20 protein-coding genes are annotated in these 18,393 nt (G+C 39.3%); 13 read left to right on the top strand and 7 right to left on the bottom strand.

Features of this window, described 5'->3' with window-relative positions; translation table 11 throughout:
• Positions 1–4: 4 nt before the first annotated feature.
• On the bottom strand, positions 5–646 hold the full coding sequence (locus AACV33_RS07870; RefSeq protein WP_182700088.1) for a LysE family translocator: 642 nt from the start codon (positions 644–646) through the stop codon (positions 5–7).
• Between the two features lie 221 nt (positions 647–867).
• Between AACV33_RS07870 and AACV33_RS07865 the strand changes: the two genes are divergently transcribed.
• The 4 genes from AACV33_RS07865 (at position 868) to AACV33_RS07850 (ending at position 4,402) form a co-directional block, all read left to right on the top strand.
• Positions 868–999, top strand: a complete 132-nt coding sequence (locus tag AACV33_RS07865; RefSeq protein ID WP_023603374.1) for a hypothetical protein — start codon at positions 868–870, stop codon at positions 997–999.
• Positions 1,000–1,126: 127 nt separating this feature from the next.
• Positions 1,127–2,611 (top strand): carboxypeptidase M32, encoded by a 1,485-nt coding sequence (locus AACV33_RS07860; RefSeq protein WP_182700087.1) that lies wholly within the window; start codon positions 1,127–1,129, stop codon positions 2,609–2,611.
• A gap of 220 nt (positions 2,612–2,831) precedes the next feature.
• A complete protein-coding gene (gene hipB / locus AACV33_RS07855; protein ID WP_012550387.1) occupies positions 2,832–3,083 on the top strand; it encodes a type II toxin-antitoxin system antitoxin HipB in 252 nt (83 codons plus the stop codon).
• Positions 3,083–4,402, top strand: a complete 1,320-nt coding sequence (locus AACV33_RS07850; protein WP_182700086.1) for a type II toxin-antitoxin system HipA family toxin — start codon at positions 3,083–3,085, stop codon at positions 4,400–4,402. The genes hipB and AACV33_RS07850 overlap by 1 nt, the downstream gene beginning before the upstream one ends.
• Positions 4,403–4,726: 324 nt before the next feature.
• Here the strand turns inward: AACV33_RS07850 and accD are convergent, their stop codons facing one another.
• On the bottom strand, positions 4,727–5,581 hold the full coding sequence (accD, locus tag AACV33_RS07845) for an acetyl-CoA carboxylase, carboxyltransferase subunit beta (RefSeq protein ID WP_182700085.1): 855 nt from the start codon (positions 5,579–5,581) through the stop codon (positions 4,727–4,729).
• Positions 5,582–5,682: 101 nt separating this feature from the next.
• Between accD and AACV33_RS07840 the strand changes: the two genes are divergently transcribed.
• Positions 5,683–6,594, top strand: coding sequence for a LysR family transcriptional regulator (locus AACV33_RS07840; RefSeq protein WP_182700084.1), 912 nt, complete (start codon positions 5,683–5,685; stop codon positions 6,592–6,594).
• Positions 6,595–6,636: 42 nt separating this feature from the next.
• On the opposite strand, the gene AACV33_RS07835 is transcribed toward AACV33_RS07840, so the two are convergent.
• Together AACV33_RS07835 and AACV33_RS07830 are read right to left on the bottom strand one after the other, a co-directional pair.
• A complete protein-coding gene (locus AACV33_RS07835) occupies positions 6,637–8,208 on the bottom strand; it encodes a cryptochrome/photolyase family protein (protein ID WP_182700083.1) in 1,572 nt (523 codons plus the stop codon).
• Between the two features lie 9 nt (positions 8,209–8,217).
• Positions 8,218–8,385: a DUF2256 domain-containing protein gene (locus AACV33_RS07830; protein WP_182700082.1), complete on the bottom strand. Its 168-nt coding sequence runs from the start codon at positions 8,383–8,385 to the stop codon at positions 8,218–8,220.
• A gap of 401 nt (positions 8,386–8,786) precedes the next feature.
• Between AACV33_RS07830 and AACV33_RS07825 the strand changes: the two genes are divergently transcribed.
• The 4 genes from AACV33_RS07825 (at position 8,787) to AACV33_RS07810 (ending at position 11,660) form a co-directional block, all read left to right on the top strand.
• A complete protein-coding gene (locus AACV33_RS07825) occupies positions 8,787–9,464 on the top strand; it encodes a glutathione S-transferase family protein (protein ID WP_182700081.1) in 678 nt (225 codons plus the stop codon).
• Between the two features lie 119 nt (positions 9,465–9,583).
• Positions 9,584–10,711 carry a zinc-binding dehydrogenase gene (locus AACV33_RS07820; protein WP_182700080.1) on the top strand — a complete coding sequence of 376 codons (1,128 nt, stop codon included), beginning with the start codon at positions 9,584–9,586 and terminating at the stop codon, positions 10,709–10,711.
• 167 nt (positions 10,712–10,878) lie between these two features.
• Positions 10,879–11,154 carry a DUF3081 domain-containing protein gene (locus tag AACV33_RS07815; protein WP_065610195.1) on the top strand — a complete coding sequence of 92 codons (276 nt, stop codon included), beginning with the start codon at positions 10,879–10,881 and terminating at the stop codon, positions 11,152–11,154.
• Between the two features lie 23 nt (positions 11,155–11,177).
• Positions 11,178–11,660, top strand: coding sequence for a CIA30 family protein (locus AACV33_RS07810; RefSeq protein ID WP_065610193.1), 483 nt, complete (start codon positions 11,178–11,180; stop codon positions 11,658–11,660).
• Between the two features lie 83 nt (positions 11,661–11,743).
• Here the strand turns inward: AACV33_RS07810 and AACV33_RS07805 are convergent, their stop codons facing one another.
• Both AACV33_RS07805 and AACV33_RS07800 read right to left on the bottom strand, forming a co-directional pair.
• Entirely contained in the window at positions 11,744–12,409 is a 666-nt protein-coding gene (locus AACV33_RS07805) for a hypothetical protein (protein ID WP_182700079.1), read from the bottom strand.
• Between the two features lie 61 nt (positions 12,410–12,470).
• Positions 12,471–13,532 carry a helix-turn-helix domain-containing protein gene (locus AACV33_RS07800; protein ID WP_182700078.1) on the bottom strand — a complete coding sequence of 354 codons (1,062 nt, stop codon included), beginning with the start codon at positions 13,530–13,532 and terminating at the stop codon, positions 12,471–12,473.
• A 184-nt stretch (positions 13,533–13,716) separates the two neighbouring features.
• Between AACV33_RS07800 and AACV33_RS07795 the strand changes: the two genes are divergently transcribed.
• The 4 genes from AACV33_RS07795 (at position 13,717) to dnaK (ending at position 17,559) form a co-directional block, all read left to right on the top strand.
• Positions 13,717–14,052 (top strand): DUF805 domain-containing protein, encoded by a 336-nt coding sequence (locus AACV33_RS07795; protein WP_023603385.1) that lies wholly within the window; start codon positions 13,717–13,719, stop codon positions 14,050–14,052.
• A complete protein-coding gene (locus AACV33_RS07790) occupies positions 14,049–14,543 on the top strand; it encodes a hypothetical protein (protein WP_182700077.1) in 495 nt (164 codons plus the stop codon). The genes AACV33_RS07795 and AACV33_RS07790 overlap by 4 nt, the downstream gene beginning before the upstream one ends.
• Before the next feature lie 483 nt (positions 14,544–15,026).
• Positions 15,027–15,446: an Hsp20 family protein gene (locus AACV33_RS07785; protein ID WP_182700076.1), complete on the top strand. Its 420-nt coding sequence runs from the start codon at positions 15,027–15,029 to the stop codon at positions 15,444–15,446.
• 214 nt (positions 15,447–15,660) lie between these two features.
• Complete coding sequence (dnaK, locus tag AACV33_RS07780) at positions 15,661–17,559, top strand: molecular chaperone DnaK (RefSeq protein ID WP_065610187.1); 1,899 nt, start codon at positions 15,661–15,663, stop codon at positions 17,557–17,559.
• Between the two features lie 146 nt (positions 17,560–17,705).
• Here the strand turns inward: dnaK and AACV33_RS07775 are convergent, their stop codons facing one another.
• Complete coding sequence (locus AACV33_RS07775) at positions 17,706–18,314, bottom strand: DNA-3-methyladenine glycosylase family protein (RefSeq protein WP_182700075.1); 609 nt, start codon at positions 18,312–18,314, stop codon at positions 17,706–17,708.
• Between the last annotated feature and the right edge of the window lie 79 nt (positions 18,315–18,393).

Here is an 18,393-nt window from a genome sequence, read left to right as displayed (position 1 = left end):
CAATTTATTTTGAAACCAACAAATTGAAACCCAAGGCAATTAATACTCCCCCCGTGATCCTTTCAATTCTTTTTGTAACTGTTGGGCTAGACATAAACTGCTTTGCTTTTTCAACCAACAACGCAATCCCTCCCTGCCAACACATCGCAATAATAAAATGGATGCTCGCCATCAATAAAGATTGAAGAAACGCATTATATTCAGGGTTAATAAATTGAGGCAATAATGCCAAATAGAAAACCGCCGTTTTGGGATTTAAAATATTAGATAAAAACCCCTCTTTAAACGAAAGCGTTAAAGGTATGTCTTCATGCGACACGTTCTTTTCTATCGTCAGCCCTGCCCCTGCTTTAAACGTACTTTTTATTGATTGAATGCCTAACCATATCAAATAGATAGCACCGATGGTTTTTATCACCGTAAACAACTCAGAAGAGCTGACTAGCAACACTGACAAACCAATGGCTGACATAGTGGCATGCACAAACAAGCCACAACAAATACCAAAACTGCAAGTAATGCCGTCTTTCCAGCCACCACGCGTGGTATTACGAATAACCAGAGCAGTATCCAACCCCGGTGTCATCGTTAATAAGAGAATAGCGATAAAAAACGCCCAAAAATCAAGAATCACGTTAATGTCCATTTAATTGTGAGATTAATTAATATATCGGTTTTTCTTTTAATTACTACTTAAAATTAATATCAATTATAAAACAGAGTAATTACTCGACACATATATTTACATTTAACTTATTTGTCTCGTTTATATAAAATAACCCAAATATCGAACCATTTGACCTGAATACGAAAGTTATTTGGAACCAAGATCGATAAAGTACGCACATCAATCGGGGGAGACAAATAATGCATCACGTAACGTTAGAATATCAAGTAATGGGTATTGGCAAATGGGTTTCAGCAACGGTATCCGCTGAAATCGCAAACAAACTCGCGGAAGAATACAAATCTTATGGATGGCCAGTAAAAGTAAGCTAATTTACTTTCATATTCATAACCAAATTTTCAAGCCTCGTCATAATGATGAGGCTTTTTTATTTGAAAAATAACCAACTAGGGAGTTACAATTTAACGATATTACTAATAATAAAAATAGGGACGCCTCATGAGCCATTATCAGAAACTCGTTCAACATCATTTGAAAATTTCTCGCTTTGAACACCTCTCCGCTATTTGTGGTTGGGATCAAGCCGCTGTTATGCCATCGGGCGGTAATGAAGCACGATCAGAAGCCATGGCAGAGCTGTCTGTTCACCTACATCAACTTGGTAATGCCCCACAATTAGCTGAATGGTTTACTAACGCAGAATCAGAATCTCTTTCTGAACATGAACTCGCTAGTCTGCGTGAAATGAAATCTCAATGGCAACAAACCACAGCATTACCAGAGAAACTGGTTCAAGCTCAATCCCTTGCAGGATCTAAATGTGAGCATGCATGGCGAACACAGCGTGGAGAAAATGACTGGGCAGGATTCAGTAAAAACTTTGCCGAAGTTGTGGCTCTTTCTCAAGAAGAAGCACAAATTCGAGCCGACATTTCAGGATTAACACCTTACGATGCCATGCTTGATTTGTATGAACCGGGCACAACCACGGCAAAATTAGACATCGTCTTTGATAATGTAAAAACATGGCTTCCGACTCTTATTCAACAAATCCAAGAGAAACAAGCAACTGAATCTATTTATCTTCCAAAAGGCCACTACCCTACAGAGCAACAACGCCAATTAAGTTTAGACGTAATGCAGTTGCTTAAATTCGATTTCGATCATGGCCGCTTAGATGTCAGCATGCACCCTTTTTGTGGTGGTGTTCCGACAGACGTTCGTATTACCACACGTTATGATGAAAATGATTTTGTTCAATCCTTAATGGGCACCGTTCATGAAACGGGTCACGCTCGTTATGAACAAGGCTTACCAAAAACGTTTGCAGGGCTGCCTGTTGGCCAAGCTCGCTCTATGGGTATTCATGAGTCTCAGAGCTTGTTCTTTGAAATGCAATTAGGTCGTAGTCAAGAGTTTATCTCTCAACTGTCTCCGTTAGTAACTAAGAACTTTAGCAATGCTGACCAAGCCATCTTTGAACCAACTAACCTACAAGCCATTTACACGCGCGTAAACCCTGATTTCATCCGTGTTGATGCTGATGAGGCAACTTATCCTGCTCACGTTATTCTTCGTTATGAAATTGAGCGAGATTTGATGAACGGTAAAATCAGCTATAAAGACATCCCAGAGTTGTGGGATACAAAGATGCAGCAGTACTTAGGCTTATCAACTAAAGACAATTACAAAAATGGCTGTATGCAAGACATTCACTGGACAGACGGAAGTTTCGGATACTTCCCAAGCTACACACTCGGCGCAATGTACGCAGCCCAATTTATGGCAGCAATGAAGCAAACCGTAGATGTAGAGAAAGCCACATTAAGCGGTGATTTAAACCCTATATTCTCTTGGCTATCAGACAATATCTGGAACAAAGCATCGCTGTTCTCAACCGATGAGTTAGTGAAGCAAGCGACAGGTGATGTACTGAATGCTAATTTCTTTAAAGATCATTTAGAGAAGCGTTATTTAGGGTAAGAGCGAGAAGCTTATTTTTAATTTTGAGTAATTAAGAGAATGGATGCAGTTATTGGCTGCATCCATTTTTTTGTATTTGAATTTTAATCACCATTTTATCCCCGACAAGGGATAATAACCACTTTATCCTCGATCGGGGATATATATTGACTTATCCCCGATAGGGGATATATTATCAATTATCCTCTATCGGGGATATCACATAATATGATGGGGTAATATGATGATTTATAATCCAAAACAATTAGCTAACTACTTAAAGCTTATTAGAACCAAGCACAACCTGACTCAAACAGAGCTTGCTAAAAAAGTCGGTGTAAAACAATCCACCCTATCTAGCTTTGAAAATCACCCTGAAACGACTCAGTTACAGACTCTCTTTAAGATCCTTCATGCGTTAGAAGTTCATTGTATTATTCAAGAGCAAGTCCCAACAAGTCTCGATGATAATCCAGATGATGAGGTATGGTAATGGCTGTATTAATTGCATACATGAATGGTGAGCGTGTTGGAGAATTTACTAAACTCAGTAACGGTGCACATCAGTTTCAATACGATAAATCATGGATTGAAAGTACGGTAGGAAGACCGCTGTCATTATCCCTCCCCCTACAATATCCAAAGATAACCAGTGATTGCGTTATTAACTACTTCGACAACTTATTACCTGATTTGTCAGAAGTCAGAGACCGCATCGTTGCCAGATACCAAGCTAAATCTCATCAAACGTTCGATTTACTTCACGAAGTTGGTAAAGACAGCGTCGGTGCCATTTCTTTATTAACTAACGATGAAGAACCAAATACCAAACAACTTGATTATGAAATACTAATTCCTGAACGCCTCAAACAGGTACTCTCAGCCTATCAATCCAATATCCCATTAGGAATGCTAGAAGATGAATCAGATTTTCGAATTTCGGTTGCCGGAGCACAAGAAAAAACAGCGTTACTCAGAATAAATAATAAATGGTGTATACCGAAGGCATCGACGCCAACAACACATATTATCAAATTACCCATTGGTAAAATTCAGCAGCCTAATACCACTCTCGATATGAGTGATAGTGTCGAAAATGAATACCTGTGCATCCAATTAGCTAAGAAGTTAGGATTCAATGTACCTAATGTTGAAATAATTCATTGTGATGGAATAAAGGCCATTGCTGTAGAACGATTTGATAGGCGATGGATTAAAAATAACACCAAGCTATTAAGATTACCGCAAGAAGATATGTGTCAAGCATTTGGATTGCCCTCATCAATCAAATATGAAGCTGATGGAGGCCCAAGTATAAAAACCATTATGGATCTTCTAATGGGCTCAAGCCAATCACTAAAAGACCGTGATGCTTTCATGCGATTTCAGGTATTTCAATGGTTAATTGGTGCAACAGACGGACACGCAAAAAACTTTTCCATTTTTATTAATGCACAAGGCAGTTATCACCTTACGCCCTTTTATGACATTTTATCCGCCTACCCAATCTTAGGTGGTAAAGGGATGAATATTCGCTCATTAAAACTGGCAATGGGACTAACAGCATCAAAAGGAAAGAAATACCCTATAGATAAAATATACACTCGTCATTTTCTTGATACCGCTAAAGCTGTTGGATTTGATACTGTGAGGATGGAAGAGATAATGAAAGAATTTGCGATAAATATACCTAATGCCATTAAAGAATTAGAAGCAGAATTACCAAACGGTTTTCCAAAAAGAATCTCTGACAGCATATTCAGTAATACATTGAGAATGATAAGTAAAATCCGCTTGAATAAGGTTTTGTAGGACGATGATTTAAGATCTATCTTCATTCGATAATCAGAGAGTATCCAAAACGTATAGTTGATGCACTAAATGCTACTTGCTTTAAAGCACATTTAGAAAAGCATTGTTTCAGGTAAGATCTAGACGTTTATTTGTTGCTTTGAATAACTCAAAAGAATGGATGCAGTTATTGACTGCATCCATTCATCTAGTTAACTAACTTCTTTAACAAAATCTTGTTAAAGAAGTTAGTTAACTAGAATGCCATTTTTAAGTAATGTCTCGTATTCAAAAAACATGAAAGATCATATTTAGAAGCAGTTACCGATTGATGAGGAACTCCAACTAAATAGTTACATTCGTCATTTTAGCTATCAGCCCTCCAACTCGCTTACGCATATCACGTCTATCAACAATCATATCTAAAGCACCATGCTCCAGAAGAAACTCACTTTGTTGAAAATCATCAGGTAACTTTTCTCGAACAGTTTGTTCAATCACACGGCGTCCTGCAAATCCAATCCTCGCTTTAGGCTCACCAATGTTGATGTCACCTAACATCGCTATACTGGCAGATACACCCCCAAAAGTTTGATCGGTAAGTACCGATATATAAGGTAATTTTGCATTTGATAAACGATTCAAAGCAGCACTAGTTTTTGCCATTTGCATTAAAGCCATTAATGATTCTTGCATACGGGCTCCCCCGCAAGCGGAAAAACAAACTAATCCACAATTTGCGTCTATCGCAGTATCAACAGCATGAACAAAACGAGCACCGACAACAGAACCCATTGTTCCTGCCATAAAAGAAAATTCGAAAGCACAAGCCACAACAGGTAAACCAAAAAGATTTCCTTTTATCACAACTAACGCATCCTTCTCTCCTGTATTTTTTTGAGCCTGAGCAAAGCGCTCTTTATAGCGTTTCTGGTCCTTAAAATTCAGCACATCTTTCGGCTCATAGTCAGTGGCAATCTCAACCTGTTCACCTTTATCCAAGAAACTTTCTAAGCGGTGACGTGCCGCCATCCTCGTATGATGATTGCATTTCAAACACACCTCAAAATTCGCCTTAAGATCGTCGCGATAAAGAATATAGTCACATGAGGGACATTTAGTCCACACCCCTTCAGGGACCTGCGTTTTACGTGTATTGATTATAATTTTTTTATCTAATAGTTTTTCTAACCAACTCATGGGCACTCTTTTTCATGCAATTTTAGTAAGGAGATTGTACAATCCTATTCTTAATGATAAAGAGCCTTTTGTTGGCTTTATAATCCAATTTAATGGGATAAATGGATATGCTTGAAAAGATTGACCAGCAATGGTTAAAAAGCTTTCACTGTGTCTATGAAAACAACAGCTTTAAGAGAGCCGCTGAGTTTTTGTCCTTGCCAACATCAAATATCAGTCGTCATATTGCATTACTAGAAGAGCAATTGGATACACGACTATTTGACAGAACAACTCGCCGAATAGCACCTACAGATGCTGGGGAGCACCTTTATGTGCGAACACAACCTTTGCTAGAAAAACTCAATGGTGCAATTGAGGAAGTAATGCAACACTCTCATGAGGTAATGGGACAACTCAATGTTCTAATGCCTGACTCGCCTGATTTAGTTCAAGCAGTCGTTTCTTTTTGTACTGAAAATCCTTTGATTTCATTATGTTGTGATACGAACATTAGCCCTAAAGAGGATTTTCTTGATGGATTTGATGTTATTTTAAGTTTTCATCGCGGAAAGCTCGAAGACAATAATTGGGTAGCTAAGGAGATTAAACGCTGGCCAAGTGCTGTTGTTGCATCAACTAAACTCCTACAAACTTCCCCTAGACCTTTCAAGATTGCGGACTTAAAACACGTGCCGTGTATTAATAGTTTTACCGCATTAAATGGAACTCCTTGGATTTTCAAAAATACAGATGGTATGCCTATTACCCAAAGGGTACAGTCCTCATTCAAGGTAAATAGTGGACAACTTGCCAAGTCAGGAGCATTGGCTGGTTTGGGTTTCGCAATACTACCAATTGAACTCTGTCATAGTGAAATAAACGCAGGCTTTCTGGAAATTATAGAGTTGGAATACGAACCTGAAGATTTAGTTTTATATGCCTTTTATGCTTCTAGAAAACATTCACCAAAAAAAATTGCGATATTCATTGCACACTTACAGCGTCAAGCGGATGTAGATAAAAGCACATAGATAATAGAACAATTATGAAAATAGGCTTTGAAAAATAAAAACCTATAACTCCTCAATATTCAATAGCAACAGTTTCGCTTTATCTAATATCGCTTGCTGCTGCTCTTCTGATTTTTTCTTCCAATTAGCATAAACCATTCGAGTGCGTGGATTATTAGTAAACTGCTCAATGTGTGTATGCATAAAGTGCCAATATAGCGCATTTAGTGGGCACGCTGTCTCTTCACTCACCTGCTTCACGTTATAGTGACAATCTGAGCAATAGTCGCTCATTTTATTCACGTAGTTACCACTGGCTGCATACGCCTTAGAAGCAACAATGCCCCCATCTGCAAACTGACTCATGCCTCGCGTGTTGGGCATTTCTACCCATTCAATCGCATCAATATAAATCCCTAAATACCACTCATCTACTTCATCGGGTTTAATGCCTGTTAATAAACAAAAATTACCGGTAATCATTAACCGTTGAATATGGTGTGCATAGGCAAAATCAAGTGATTGTTTAATCGCATGATGCATACAATTCATTTTTGTTTCCCCTGTCCAAAACCAACTCGGCAATGACAATGAAGCTTTGAGCTTATTCAAGTTTTGATAAGTTGGCATATTCCGCCAGTAGATCCCGCGAACAAACTCTCTCCAACCTAATATCTGACGCACAAAGCCTTCAATCTGTGCAATATTAATATCATCAGGTCGTTGGTTAAATTCCATAATGGCAGCATCTATCACTTGCCTAGGACTGAGAATTTTTGCGTTTAATGCGAAAGATAAACGGCTGTGGAACAAACTCCATTGCTTTTGAGTGAGCATGTCATCAAGCTTGCACGTCATCGCATCTTGAAATTGACCAAACAACGGCAAACAATAACGACAGAAAAACACCAACAACTCACTCGCTTGCTGCCGATTCACAGGCCACAATAATTGCTTATCTGCTTGGCCTATCGTCTCAATATTATGACGTTCTAAACGCTCAAGAATATCAGTGACATCATTCGCAAATAATAAAGGCGTAGGCACACTATCAAATTCAGTACGCTTTAATTTATTTTGATTTGCACTGTCAAAGTTCCACTTCCCTGCAACGGGCTCTCCCTCTTCCATCAGAATATTAAAGCGCTTTCTCATCTTACGGTAAAAGGGTTCCATACGGTGATGGTGTTCTGGCTTAAAGTCTTTTTCAATTTGTGCTTCAGAGAGAAAGAAGTGTTCGCTTTCATAAACTTGAGAAGATATCGATAGCGACAAACAATATTTATCAAGCATGTTACGTAAACGATATTCATCAGGGAGTTGGTATTCAAAGTGAGTAATTTGATGCTCAGTAATAAGATGATTTAATAGATCGTCTATTTTTTCAAATCGCTCAGTATCATCTAAGGTTAACTGTATTACCCGATGCCCCGCGCTTTCTAACGCTGTTGCAAATTGCGCCATTGCAGCAAAAAAAGCGCACACCTTTTGAACATGGTGTTTTACGTAGACTGCTTCTTGATGCATTTCAGCAATGACGTAGAGTGTTTGTGGATCGGTTCGGCTAAACCAAGAGTGACTGGCATTCAATTGGTCACCTAAAATGAGTCGTAAACGGTAAGAGGTGGCGTTCATAATCATCCTCTATCTTAAATTATCGATGGCGATCTCTTCTTTATTCTGATGCCGTAAAGACTGACAGCGTTTGGAGCAATATTTAACTATAGGCCAATCTCGCTCCCATTTCTTTCGCCAACTGAACGGCCTTTGACAAACGACACATATCTTTTCTGGTAACTGTGATTTTTTCATCGTTTCCTACTCACCAAACCTATCGTAACAACAACGTTTCACTCTTCTTCGACTTCACTACAGATAGTCGAAATCGTGTACTTTGTGGCTACCCATACTCATCAATATAATTACGTAAAAAGAAGCGTTATGGTTCACAAAACAACCAGAAAAATACCTATTTTATCCACTGATAATAGTTGGTTTAGTCAGTTTTAACGCTCATTTCGACACCGTTTCTTTTATATAGCTCATCAATATTGATCTAAAAAACGGCATTATTCATTTCTCTATTACGATTTATTGTTGCTTTAAAAGCAATAGTGATTCACGTTTTACCTTATATATAACCGGATTAAAACAAGTAATAATACGTTTAACTTACACATTGCACCCTTCACGTTAATGATGGAAAACTGATTATGATTACTTTGCACGGTTTTGCCGCTAGTAACTATTACAACCTAGTGAAACATGTACTTCTATACAAGCAACTGCCATTCCAAGAAAACCTCATTTACGGTGGTAGTGATGAGCTATTAACAATCAGTCCTGCGGGAAAAGTACCTGCTATCACAACGCAAGAAGGCCTTCATCTTTCAGAATCGAGTGTTATTTGTGACTTTATAGAAGAGACATTCCCTGCAACTCCGCTATACCCTGAAAATGCAGGCGAACGTGCTGTTGTCCGTCAAATAATGAAAATAGCAGAGCTTTATTTGGAATTACCAAGCAGACGATTTATACCCTATGTATTGTCAGGTACTGACGTTCCAGAACCCGTTAAAGCCGAAGTACGCCAAGTATTAACACGTGGAGTCACAGCCTTAAGTCGCTTATGTAAATTCTCCCCTTGGATTGCAGGAGACAAATTAACGATGGCTGATATCTACGTTTATTATGTCAACATCATTGTAAGCACTTTTGGTTCTAGCCAACTTGACTGGGACATACTTGCAGAAGTACCAGGAATGAAAGCATGGAACGATTCTATGAGCCAGTCGATCATTGCTCAAAACGTAGAAGCCGATCACCAGGCAAACATCCCTGAATTTACCCAAAAGATAAAAGCTCAAATTCAAGCAACAAAGACTAAATAATACGCAGTGATAAAAACAACCAATACGAAATGTCTACTTGAATTCAGCTACGAACACACTATGGTCAATGCAGCTACCTTATTGACTCAACAAATTTACTTCTTTGCCGGAGAAACCCCATGACAAATACAAATATCCAACTTATTTCAACAATTAGCGAAGACAATAAGCTCACGCTTTCCCTACAAGACATCGACATGCCACAACCTAATGCCGATGAAGTCGTTATTCGCATTGAAGCTGCCCCATTAAACCCATCTGATTTAGGCGTTTTATTCAGTGCCGCTGATATGACTACCGCAGAGCAATCAGGTACTTCTCAACATCCTATGATTACTGCTGATGTTCCTGCTCAGTTTATGCCATCGCTTGCAAAGCGTGTGGGTAAAGCAATTCCTGTTGGAAATGAAGGCGCAGGAACCGTTATAGCCGCGGGATCATCACCTGCAGCACAAGCGTTAATGGGTAAAACCGTTGCGGTAATTGGCGGCGGAACTTACCGTCAATTTATCTGTGCCAATGTGCAAAGCTGCTTAGAATTAAAAGAAGGCACGACAGCGAAAGAAGGCGCATCGTCTTTTGTTAACCCGCTTACTGCATTAGCGATGGTAGAAACAATGCGTGCCGAAGGCCATAAAGCCATTATTCATGCCGCCGCTGCGTCTAATCTTGGTCAAATGTTAAACCGTATTTGTATTGCCGATAACGTCGATTTAATTAACATTGTACGTAAAGAAGAACAAGAAACACTATTACGAGATATGGGCGCAAAATACATTGTTAACTCAAGCAGTGAAACTTTCCTTGCTGATTTAACGGCTGCGATTATTGAAACGGGTGCAACGATTGCGTTTGATCCCATTGGTGGCGGTCAATTAACCAGTGATATTCTTAACTGCATGGAAGTTGCTGCGGCTCGTGATATGAAAGAACACAGCGTTTATGGTTCTGCCACTTTCAAACAAGTGTATATTTATGGCGCATTAAACCGTGGCCCTATTACTTTACATCGTAATTTTGGTTTTGCTTGGGGTGTCAATGGATTCTTACTATTCAATGCGTTAGGTAAATTAGGGACGACAACAGCAATGGCAATGCGTAAACGTGTTGCAGATGAAATCACCACCACATTTGCTAGTAACTACACACATGAAGTGTCATTAGCTGAAGTATTACAATTACAATCATTGGCCGCTTATTCTAAACAAGCGACAGGTGAAAAGTACTTAATTACGCCTCAGAAATAGCCTAAATACGTACCTGTAATTTTAAATAGTAATGGATGCCGTTGATTAGACAGCATCCATTTTTTTATTAGTAACCTACATACTCTTGGTGATCTAAATATGGCGATCAATCGTAGTTAGTTTAGAACAACATATTGTTCCAATCACATACGAGACAGGAGTTGCCTATGGACAGCAAACTTACCACGAAAGAATTTCTCAGAGCATTCGATTGTATTCGTTCATCTGGCGACCTACTGGATGATAAATATTTCGTCGGCGAAGTGTATGCGTGGCATGATTATGATGGTTACACCTGCTGGTTAGGCTACAGAGATGTTACCGTCACGCTAATGTTCCATGGCTCACTTAAAATAGAATTCGACAAGTCATCAAACTACTCTGATTTTACTAAACAATGCTTGGCAATGATTACAGCAAATCATTGTGATAAAGAGAGTTAGAGATAAATGGACGAGGAATTCGCATGATTGATTTTACAAAGCCTACAGAGTATCAAAAGTGGTTAGTGGTAAATGACAATGTGATGAGCGGAATTTCCATTGGACGATTCACTTATGCCGGCGAATCAAGTCAATTTCAAGGGGAATTATCGCGAGTCAATAATGGTGGCTTCAGTTCGATAAAACGCTCGCTTGAACCACTACCCAAAGAAGTAAACACTGTAGAACTTGTGGTTGTTGGTGATGGGCGATCCTACCAATTAAGGCTCACAATGTGGAAAGACGGCTCACCCATTCACTACAAACACGAGTTTTCCACCATAAAGGGAAAGCCGCAGAAGAAGGTCTTTAACTTACAAGACTTTCAGGCGGTCTTTAGAGGACGATTACTCAGCGAAGCGCCTGAACTTGCTGCAGACGAGATAAAACAAGTCGGTTTTTTAATTGCGGATAAGCAGACGCAGCCCTTTACGCTGAACTTAGTCCAGATTCAGTTTACAACGTGACAGAAAACTCAGTAAATGAGCTACATCCCTCTTACGCCACACTTAACTCTTACCTTAATCACCCCTAGTATCTGACATTACATTCACGGTTTATCCTGAAAGCCTTCAATGGATACTCTTATACGCTGCTCTACTTTTTCACTTGGTTTCTCTGCCATGCTTTGTTTTTGATCATGCTTAAAATAGGAGACATAAAGGCTCGAAGTCACATCAAACGGTTCATCTGTTTTCAATTCATTCACTTTTATTCTGTCTCCAAGAAAGAAGGTGTCTATTTGCTCAATCTCGCCTGTATTCGTATTTAAGTTAAATAGCCCCAAGTACCAAAATATTCCAGAACCTTGGTTTGAAACAGAAAATGGCGCAGAGAAAACCATCTCATAGCCAATATTACCAAGATGTAAAGGGGTGATGTTATAGTAATCTAAACTGACTAAGCCATGCTCATCACCATCTTGGTATTTCCCTGTAGCAAGGTGAACATCGTCATACTCTCTGAGGTCGGTTAAAGGCGCTTTCGCTTCAGAATCAGGCAATTGGATCTGCCAGTAGCGATCGATATCAAAGCTAAATAACATTAGCATGACGTTATTCTCCGGATCTACGTTATTTGTTGTATCAAAAGGAACAACTTGATCATCAGCTTGCACTACATAAATATCATCATTAGTGAAATTAAAACGATAAATCCCAGCCGCTACAACTAACAAAATAACAGTTAAAATCACCAATACTATTTTTCTTGTCATAAATTATCCTTACGTTTTAAAAGTAATATCGGTACAACTATATGAGCAATATTTATAGGCTCTACAGAGCTGAACTTAATGATTTAGAATGATCCAAGTTACTCTTTCTATATTCACTCGGCACCATTCCCGTTATTCTTAAAAATTCACGATTGAAATTAGACTTAGTTTGAAAGCCTGAGTTCATAAATATTTGAGTAATGCTGTCTTGTGATGTAATCAACGAATGCTTGGCATGCTCAATACGATACTCATTAATCAACTTAGAAATATTCTTTTCATGGATTTGGTTAACAGCTATCGAAATCTGTTTAGCTGGCACACCCAATTTACGAGTCAATTTAGAAAGGGTTAATTCAGGGTCAAGGTAAAGTGAATGGCGGCGAATTAAAACATCTAGCATCGATGTAATGTCTTGAGCTCGCTCCTTCGTCATGGCAGAGGGGTTAACTGTGTCTTCACTGCTTTTCTCTATTTTGACCGATGATGACGCCTCAGAAACCGGCGTATTAATACCTACCACGACAACCGCGACCGATAATACAGGTAAAAGAATCAAGTGTGTGGCTGTGAGTATGTAAACTGAAAACTCACCTTGATTAAACGTAAAATCCAAAGATATAAATGTATCGACCAATGCTGAAAAGATCAGTGTCCATCCAGCAATACACTCCGCCTTCTGAACCGCTTCCCAATTTCCTAATGAAATATTTATCAGTGTTGTTTCTTTCGTCGAAAAACGAATCAGTGCAACTCCATAACCGACATACATTAAGGTTAGGACTTCATCAAGAGGAAGCGCGAACCAAGGCTGAGTAACAGCACTACCAACAACAAATAATGGAACAACAAAATGTTTTATTGACAAAAAACCTTGGTCTCGACTTGTGTGTACAAACGTATACCACGCAACAATAGGAATAATAGACGCCAAAATAAGCGGTACGATACTAAAAACTCCAAGATCAAATGTCCAACGCAAACCGACCATTGCTGTTGTCGCAGAGCATAACCCTAAAAATAAACAAGTGGCTTTCACTTGCTGTGAGAATCGGACATAAAGTGTTATCGCCAATAATCCAATTAGCATAGAGACAATAAACGGAACGGGAATCGCAAGCATATCTGATCCAAAATTAAGAAAGTGGTATGTTATTGAGTATTAGTAAGGATAACTCTATGAAATATAATTCAAACCTAAATATAGACAAATACCAGTTTGAGGGCGCCCTAAAACAGGTTTAAGGACGTTTATTCCTATTATTGATAGCAAAATATACCTCTAATTAATTACAGAGGTTACATTTATGCAGTTCTATTTTCTCGCGTGGAAACAAAGCTTACACTTTTCGGGACGTTCATCTAAAAAAGCATTCTGGCTCTTTATACTAATTCATACATTCGTGACTATTGGCTGTATTGTGGCAGATATTATGATGGATATGACCACTTGGTTTGATGCCATTTATGGTGTTATCAGTTTCATTCCGATGCTTTCAGCCATTGTTCGTCGACTACACGATATCAATAAGTCTGGTTATTGGGGATTTATCTTTTTTATTCCGATAATCGGCCAGTTTTGGTTGCTGTATTTATTGGCCCAATCGAGTAATAGCCTCGAAAATGAGGCGGGGTTTGCATGAAGAAGAGACTATGTATTAATCTGTTCTTTTCCTTCTTTATCTCAATATTCAGTTATCCCTCAATAGCATCACCGTCAGAGACGCTTGGAACTCTCACTGTCGATAATATGATGCAAGGAGAATTCCTTTGGCTTAAAGGCAGAGTCGGAGAAGGTCGCTATACTTTCATTCACCAAGACAAAAGAACGTGTACCATTAACGTTGCCGTTGCCGTTGCCGTTGCCGTAGGCAGTATTTCAGAGTCCAATTTAGGCATTAGTGAAACGAAAGGATTAACTATCGTTGTTGTAAGCCAGCAACTTAATGACGCCCTTATACAAGGGAAACGTATAACCAGTGAAGATTGGCATCTCACAACACAAAAAAACGATGATAGCATCGATGGCCTGATTATCAATGGAGTCGCACCGAAAGAGGGCTTTGTTCTAAACTCAAAGAGAAGATGGATCTCTTGGTTTATGGGGGATAAAAACAGTCCAGTTTGTCGTTAATCTTAATGCTCTTTTAAAGCGTTGGTATTTAAAACACACAGATAAAATGACTTACTTGAGTTAGGCGTATGAATCATAATATTTTTTATTTAGTCATGACGTCAACTAAATCACAAACGGGCCTATTCAAGTCCCGTTTTCTACTTATAAATACCTCTTCCTACCCTGCCCTCCGAACTTAACCGATAATTTACTTTAAAATAATCATTAAATTTTCTAATCTAAGTATTGACACCGAAGTTTCGGAAGCATATATTGATTACATGAATTGCCATTTGGAGTTCATTGGTAACTGGTTCGCCTTATACAGGGAACAAAACGTTATCAGATTGAAACACTCATACTGATAAAACAGAGATGAGGTTTCTACAATTTAACTGTTGAACCATATGTCATTAATGAGTCATATACAGACTCTGAATATGAGTTCTTTCTCCTCGCTTAATGCGTCGAGAACTATTGCTTATTTAAAAGGATAGTATTATGCGTAATATCGATTTCTCTCCCCTATACCGTCATGCCATTGGTTTTGATCGCCTGTTTAATCTTGTAGAGAACAGCGCTAACAAACCATCTCAAAGTGGTTACCCACCCTATAACATCGAACAGAAAGACGAGAACAACTACCGTATTACAATGGCTGTTGCTGGTTTCTCTGAAGATTCGTTAACGATTTCTCAAAATGAACATATGCTGATTGTGTCAGGTGAAATTACCTCATCTGAAATAAAACCCACTTACGTCTATCAAGGCATTGCAGAGCGCAACTTTGAACGAAAATTTCAACTTGCTGATTATATGACTGTTTCTGCCGCAAGCATGGAAAATGGATTGCTTCATATCGATCTTGTTCGAGAAGTACCAGAAGCCGTGCAAGCACGTAAGATTTTAATCAATCAATAACACCTATTTCCGTTAATCGTAGGCAGTAATAACGCGTTGTATTTACAATTAAAAATACAGCCCTCACCTATTGATTAACGGTAATTAGTATCATCATATTTCATTGAGAATAGCGTAAACCTGTAAATACACACTCGGTTTACGCTTATTAAAAACATCAAATTTAAATTATTTGCATTAAAATAACTAATGCGAATCAAAAGGAAAAATTATTATGGGTAAAATCATTGGTATCGACCTAGGTACAACGAATTCTTGTGTTGCGGTTTTAGATGGCGACACTCCACGTATCTTAGAAAATGCGGAAGGCGAACGCACAACTGCATCGGTAGTTGCCTACACAGATGGCGAAACACTTGTAGGCCAACCTGCAAAACGTCAAGCAATTACTAACCCACAAAATACATTATTTGCGATTAAGCGTCTTATCGGTCGTCGTTTTGAAGACGAAGAAGTACAACGCGATATCGAAATCATGCCGTACAAAATCGTTAAAGCTGATAACGGTGATGCTTGGGTTGAAGCGCGAGGCCAAAAAATGGCGGCTCCTCAAGTGTCTGCTGAAATTCTGAAGAAAATGAAGAAAACAGCCGAAGATTTCCTAGGTGAAGAAGTCACTGGTGCCGTAATAACGGTTCCTGCTTACTTTAACGATGCTCAGCGTCAAGCAACGAAAGATGCAGGTCGTATTGCCGGTCTTGAAGTGAAACGTATCATCAATGAACCAACAGCAGCAGCATTAGCTTACGGTCTAGACAAAAAAGGCGGAGATCGCACTATCGCGGTATACGACCTTGGTGGTGGTACCTTCGATATTTCAATTATTGAAATCGATAATGTTGATGGCGAGCAAACTTTCGAAGTGTTAGCGACAAACGGCGATACTCACCTAGGTGGTGAAGATTTCGATAACCGTATGATCAATTTCTTAGTTGACGAGTTCAAAAAAGAACAAGGTATCAACCTTAAAACTGATCCGCTGGCTATGCAACGAGTGAAAGAAGCGGCAGAAAAAGCGAAGATTGAATTGTCTTCAGCTCAACAAACGGACGTAAACCTTCCTTATGTTACGGCTGATGCAACGGGTCCTAAGCACATGAATGTTAAAGTGACTCGTGCAAAACTCGAATCTCTAGTTGAAGACTTAGTGGTTCGTACGCTTGAACCGCTAAAAGTGGCTCTAGCAGATGCGGGTTTATCAATCGATGGGATCACTGATGTTATTCTCGTTGGCGGGCAAACACGTATGCCTATGGTTCAAGCTAAAGTGGCTGAATTCTTTGGTAAAGAAGCGCGTCGTGATGTAAACCCTGATGAAGCCGTCGCAATGGGTGCAGCCGTTCAAGCTGGCGTATTGTCTGGTGATGTTAAGGATGTACTTCTTCTAGATGTAACTCCTCTGTCTTTCGGTATCGAAACGATGGGTGGTGTTATGACGAAGCTTATTGAGAAAAACACAACGATCCCAACGAAAGCGGATCAAACGTTCTCAACGGCTGAAGATAACCAAAGTGCGGTAACTATTCACGTACTTCAAGGTGAGCGTAAGCAGGCGACCTACAACAAATCTCTGGGTCAATTTAACCTAGAAGGGATCCAAGCAGCACCGCGTGGCATGGCACAAATCGAAGTCACTTTCGATCTAGATGCAGATGGTATCTTAAACGTATCAGCAAAAGATAAAACAACGGGTAAAGAACAAAAGATCACTATCCAAGCGTCTGGCGGTCTAACACCTGAAGAAATCGAAGCAATGGTACAAGAAGCCGAAGCGAATAAAGACGCGGACAAAAAGTTCGAAGAATTAGTTGTTGCTCGCAACCAAGCGGATCAGATGATCCACGGTACTAAGAAACAAGTTGAAGAAGCAGGCGATGCACTTCCAGCTGACGAGAAAGAAAAAATCGACGCGGCAATCAAAGCACTAGAAAGCGTTAAATCTGGTGATGATAAAGACGCAATCGATACGAAAACTCAAGAGCTAGGTCAAGCAGCACAAAAGCTAATGGAAATCGCTCAGCAAAAAGCCCAAGCACAACAAAGTGCTGACGCAGGAGCACAACCCAAGCAAGAAGATGATGTCATTGATGCTGAGTTTGAAGAGGTAAAATAATACCTTAACTCAACATAAAGGCTCACTAAACAAGAAGTGAATTTAGGGCGTATAGAGGAAACTCATACGCCCTTTTTCTTACCGCTCAACCTACTCTCCCCACAAAAAACGCCTACACTTAGCCGTCCTATTATTTGCTTGGAGATTTAAGCATCTTGATGATAATACTGCCAAAGAAATAACGAACCGACACTTCTCCATGGTTGCCAATGCCCTACCATTTCTCTCGCTTGTTTTGGTGTTGGTTTACCAGTAAGTCCTTTCAGTCTTCCTAATGCAATCAATACCCCTAAGTCATCCGCAGGGAAAATATCTTGTCGTCCTAATGAAAACATCAAATAAATCTCAGCACTCCAACGACCAAATCCCTTTAAACTGGTTATAACACTGATAGCATCTTCATCACTTAATGACTCTAAGCCATCAATATCAAGGTTTCCCGATTGAACGGCTAAGGCTAGCCCTTTTGCATATTCAATCTTGCGCCAAGATAAACCAACATCACGAAGGTTTTGATCTTCAATACTCAAGAGCTTTTCTGGAGTGACTTCTTTTAATAACGCAACCAAACGACCCATTATCACCGCCGCCACTTTAGTTGACAGTTGTTGGCTGACAATAATAGATAAAAAAGCCTCAAATCCATGAGGATTCACTCTTGGCGATGGGTAACCTTGAGTTTTTACTGCGGCTTCAAGATCCTTATCTATCAGACAGAGTGCTTTTAATCCCTGCTCTATTGTCTGCTCATCCATATTTACTCTACCTCTACATTGCCGTTAGATTGTATTTTTCTTAAAGAAATACATTACCATAGCCTTTCATCAATGGCTG

The sequence above is a fragment of the Aliivibrio sp. SR45-2 genome (genome assembly GCF_963890165.1).
In the GTDB taxonomy this organism is placed as follows: domain Bacteria; phylum Pseudomonadota; class Gammaproteobacteria; order Enterobacterales; family Vibrionaceae; genus Aliivibrio; species Aliivibrio salmonicida.
Note: the sequence above shows the minus strand (reverse complement) of the source record. Positions and strands in the feature narration are given on the sequence as shown.

Bases quoted from the DNA above. Each gene is read 5' to 3' on its own strand.
- AACV33_RS07870 (WP_182700088.1), bottom strand. From the start codon at position 646: ATGGACATTAACGTGATTCTTGATTTTTGGGCGTTTTTTATCGCTATT.
- AACV33_RS07865 (WP_023603374.1), top strand. From the start codon at position 868: ATGCATCACGTAACGTTAGAATATCAAGTAATGGGTATTGGCAAATGG.
- AACV33_RS07860 (WP_182700087.1), top strand. From the start codon at position 1,127: ATGAGCCATTATCAGAAACTCGTTCAACATCATTTGAAAATTTCTCGC.
- hipB (WP_012550387.1), top strand. From the start codon at position 2,832: ATGATGATTTATAATCCAAAACAATTAGCTAACTACTTAAAGCTTATT.
- AACV33_RS07850 (WP_182700086.1), top strand. From the start codon at position 3,083: ATGGCTGTATTAATTGCATACATGAATGGTGAGCGTGTTGGAGAATTT.
- accD (WP_182700085.1), bottom strand. From the start codon at position 5,581: ATGAGTTGGTTAGAAAAACTATTAGATAAAAAAATTATAATCAATACA.
- AACV33_RS07840 (WP_182700084.1), top strand. From the start codon at position 5,683: ATGGATATGCTTGAAAAGATTGACCAGCAATGGTTAAAAAGCTTTCAC.
- AACV33_RS07835 (WP_182700083.1), bottom strand. From the start codon at position 8,208: ATGAACGCCACCTCTTACCGTTTACGACTCATTTTAGGTGACCAATTG.
- AACV33_RS07830 (WP_182700082.1), bottom strand. From the start codon at position 8,385: ATGAAAAAATCACAGTTACCAGAAAAGATATGTGTCGTTTGTCAAAGG.
- AACV33_RS07825 (WP_182700081.1), top strand. From the start codon at position 8,787: ATGATTACTTTGCACGGTTTTGCCGCTAGTAACTATTACAACCTAGTG.
- AACV33_RS07820 (WP_182700080.1), top strand. From the start codon at position 9,584: ATGACAAATACAAATATCCAACTTATTTCAACAATTAGCGAAGACAAT.
- AACV33_RS07815 (WP_065610195.1), top strand. From the start codon at position 10,879: ATGGACAGCAAACTTACCACGAAAGAATTTCTCAGAGCATTCGATTGT.
- AACV33_RS07810 (WP_065610193.1), top strand. From the start codon at position 11,178: ATGATTGATTTTACAAAGCCTACAGAGTATCAAAAGTGGTTAGTGGTA.
- AACV33_RS07805 (WP_182700079.1), bottom strand. From the start codon at position 12,409: ATGACAAGAAAAATAGTATTGGTGATTTTAACTGTTATTTTGTTAGTT.
- AACV33_RS07800 (WP_182700078.1), bottom strand. From the start codon at position 13,532: ATGCTTGCGATTCCCGTTCCGTTTATTGTCTCTATGCTAATTGGATTA.
- AACV33_RS07795 (WP_023603385.1), top strand. From the start codon at position 13,717: ATGCAGTTCTATTTTCTCGCGTGGAAACAAAGCTTACACTTTTCGGGA.
- AACV33_RS07790 (WP_182700077.1), top strand. From the start codon at position 14,049: ATGAAGAAGAGACTATGTATTAATCTGTTCTTTTCCTTCTTTATCTCA.
- AACV33_RS07785 (WP_182700076.1), top strand. From the start codon at position 15,027: ATGCGTAATATCGATTTCTCTCCCCTATACCGTCATGCCATTGGTTTT.
- dnaK (WP_065610187.1), top strand. From the start codon at position 15,661: ATGGGTAAAATCATTGGTATCGACCTAGGTACAACGAATTCTTGTGTT.
- AACV33_RS07775 (WP_182700075.1), bottom strand. From the start codon at position 18,314: ATGGATGAGCAGACAATAGAGCAGGGATTAAAAGCACTCTGTCTGATA.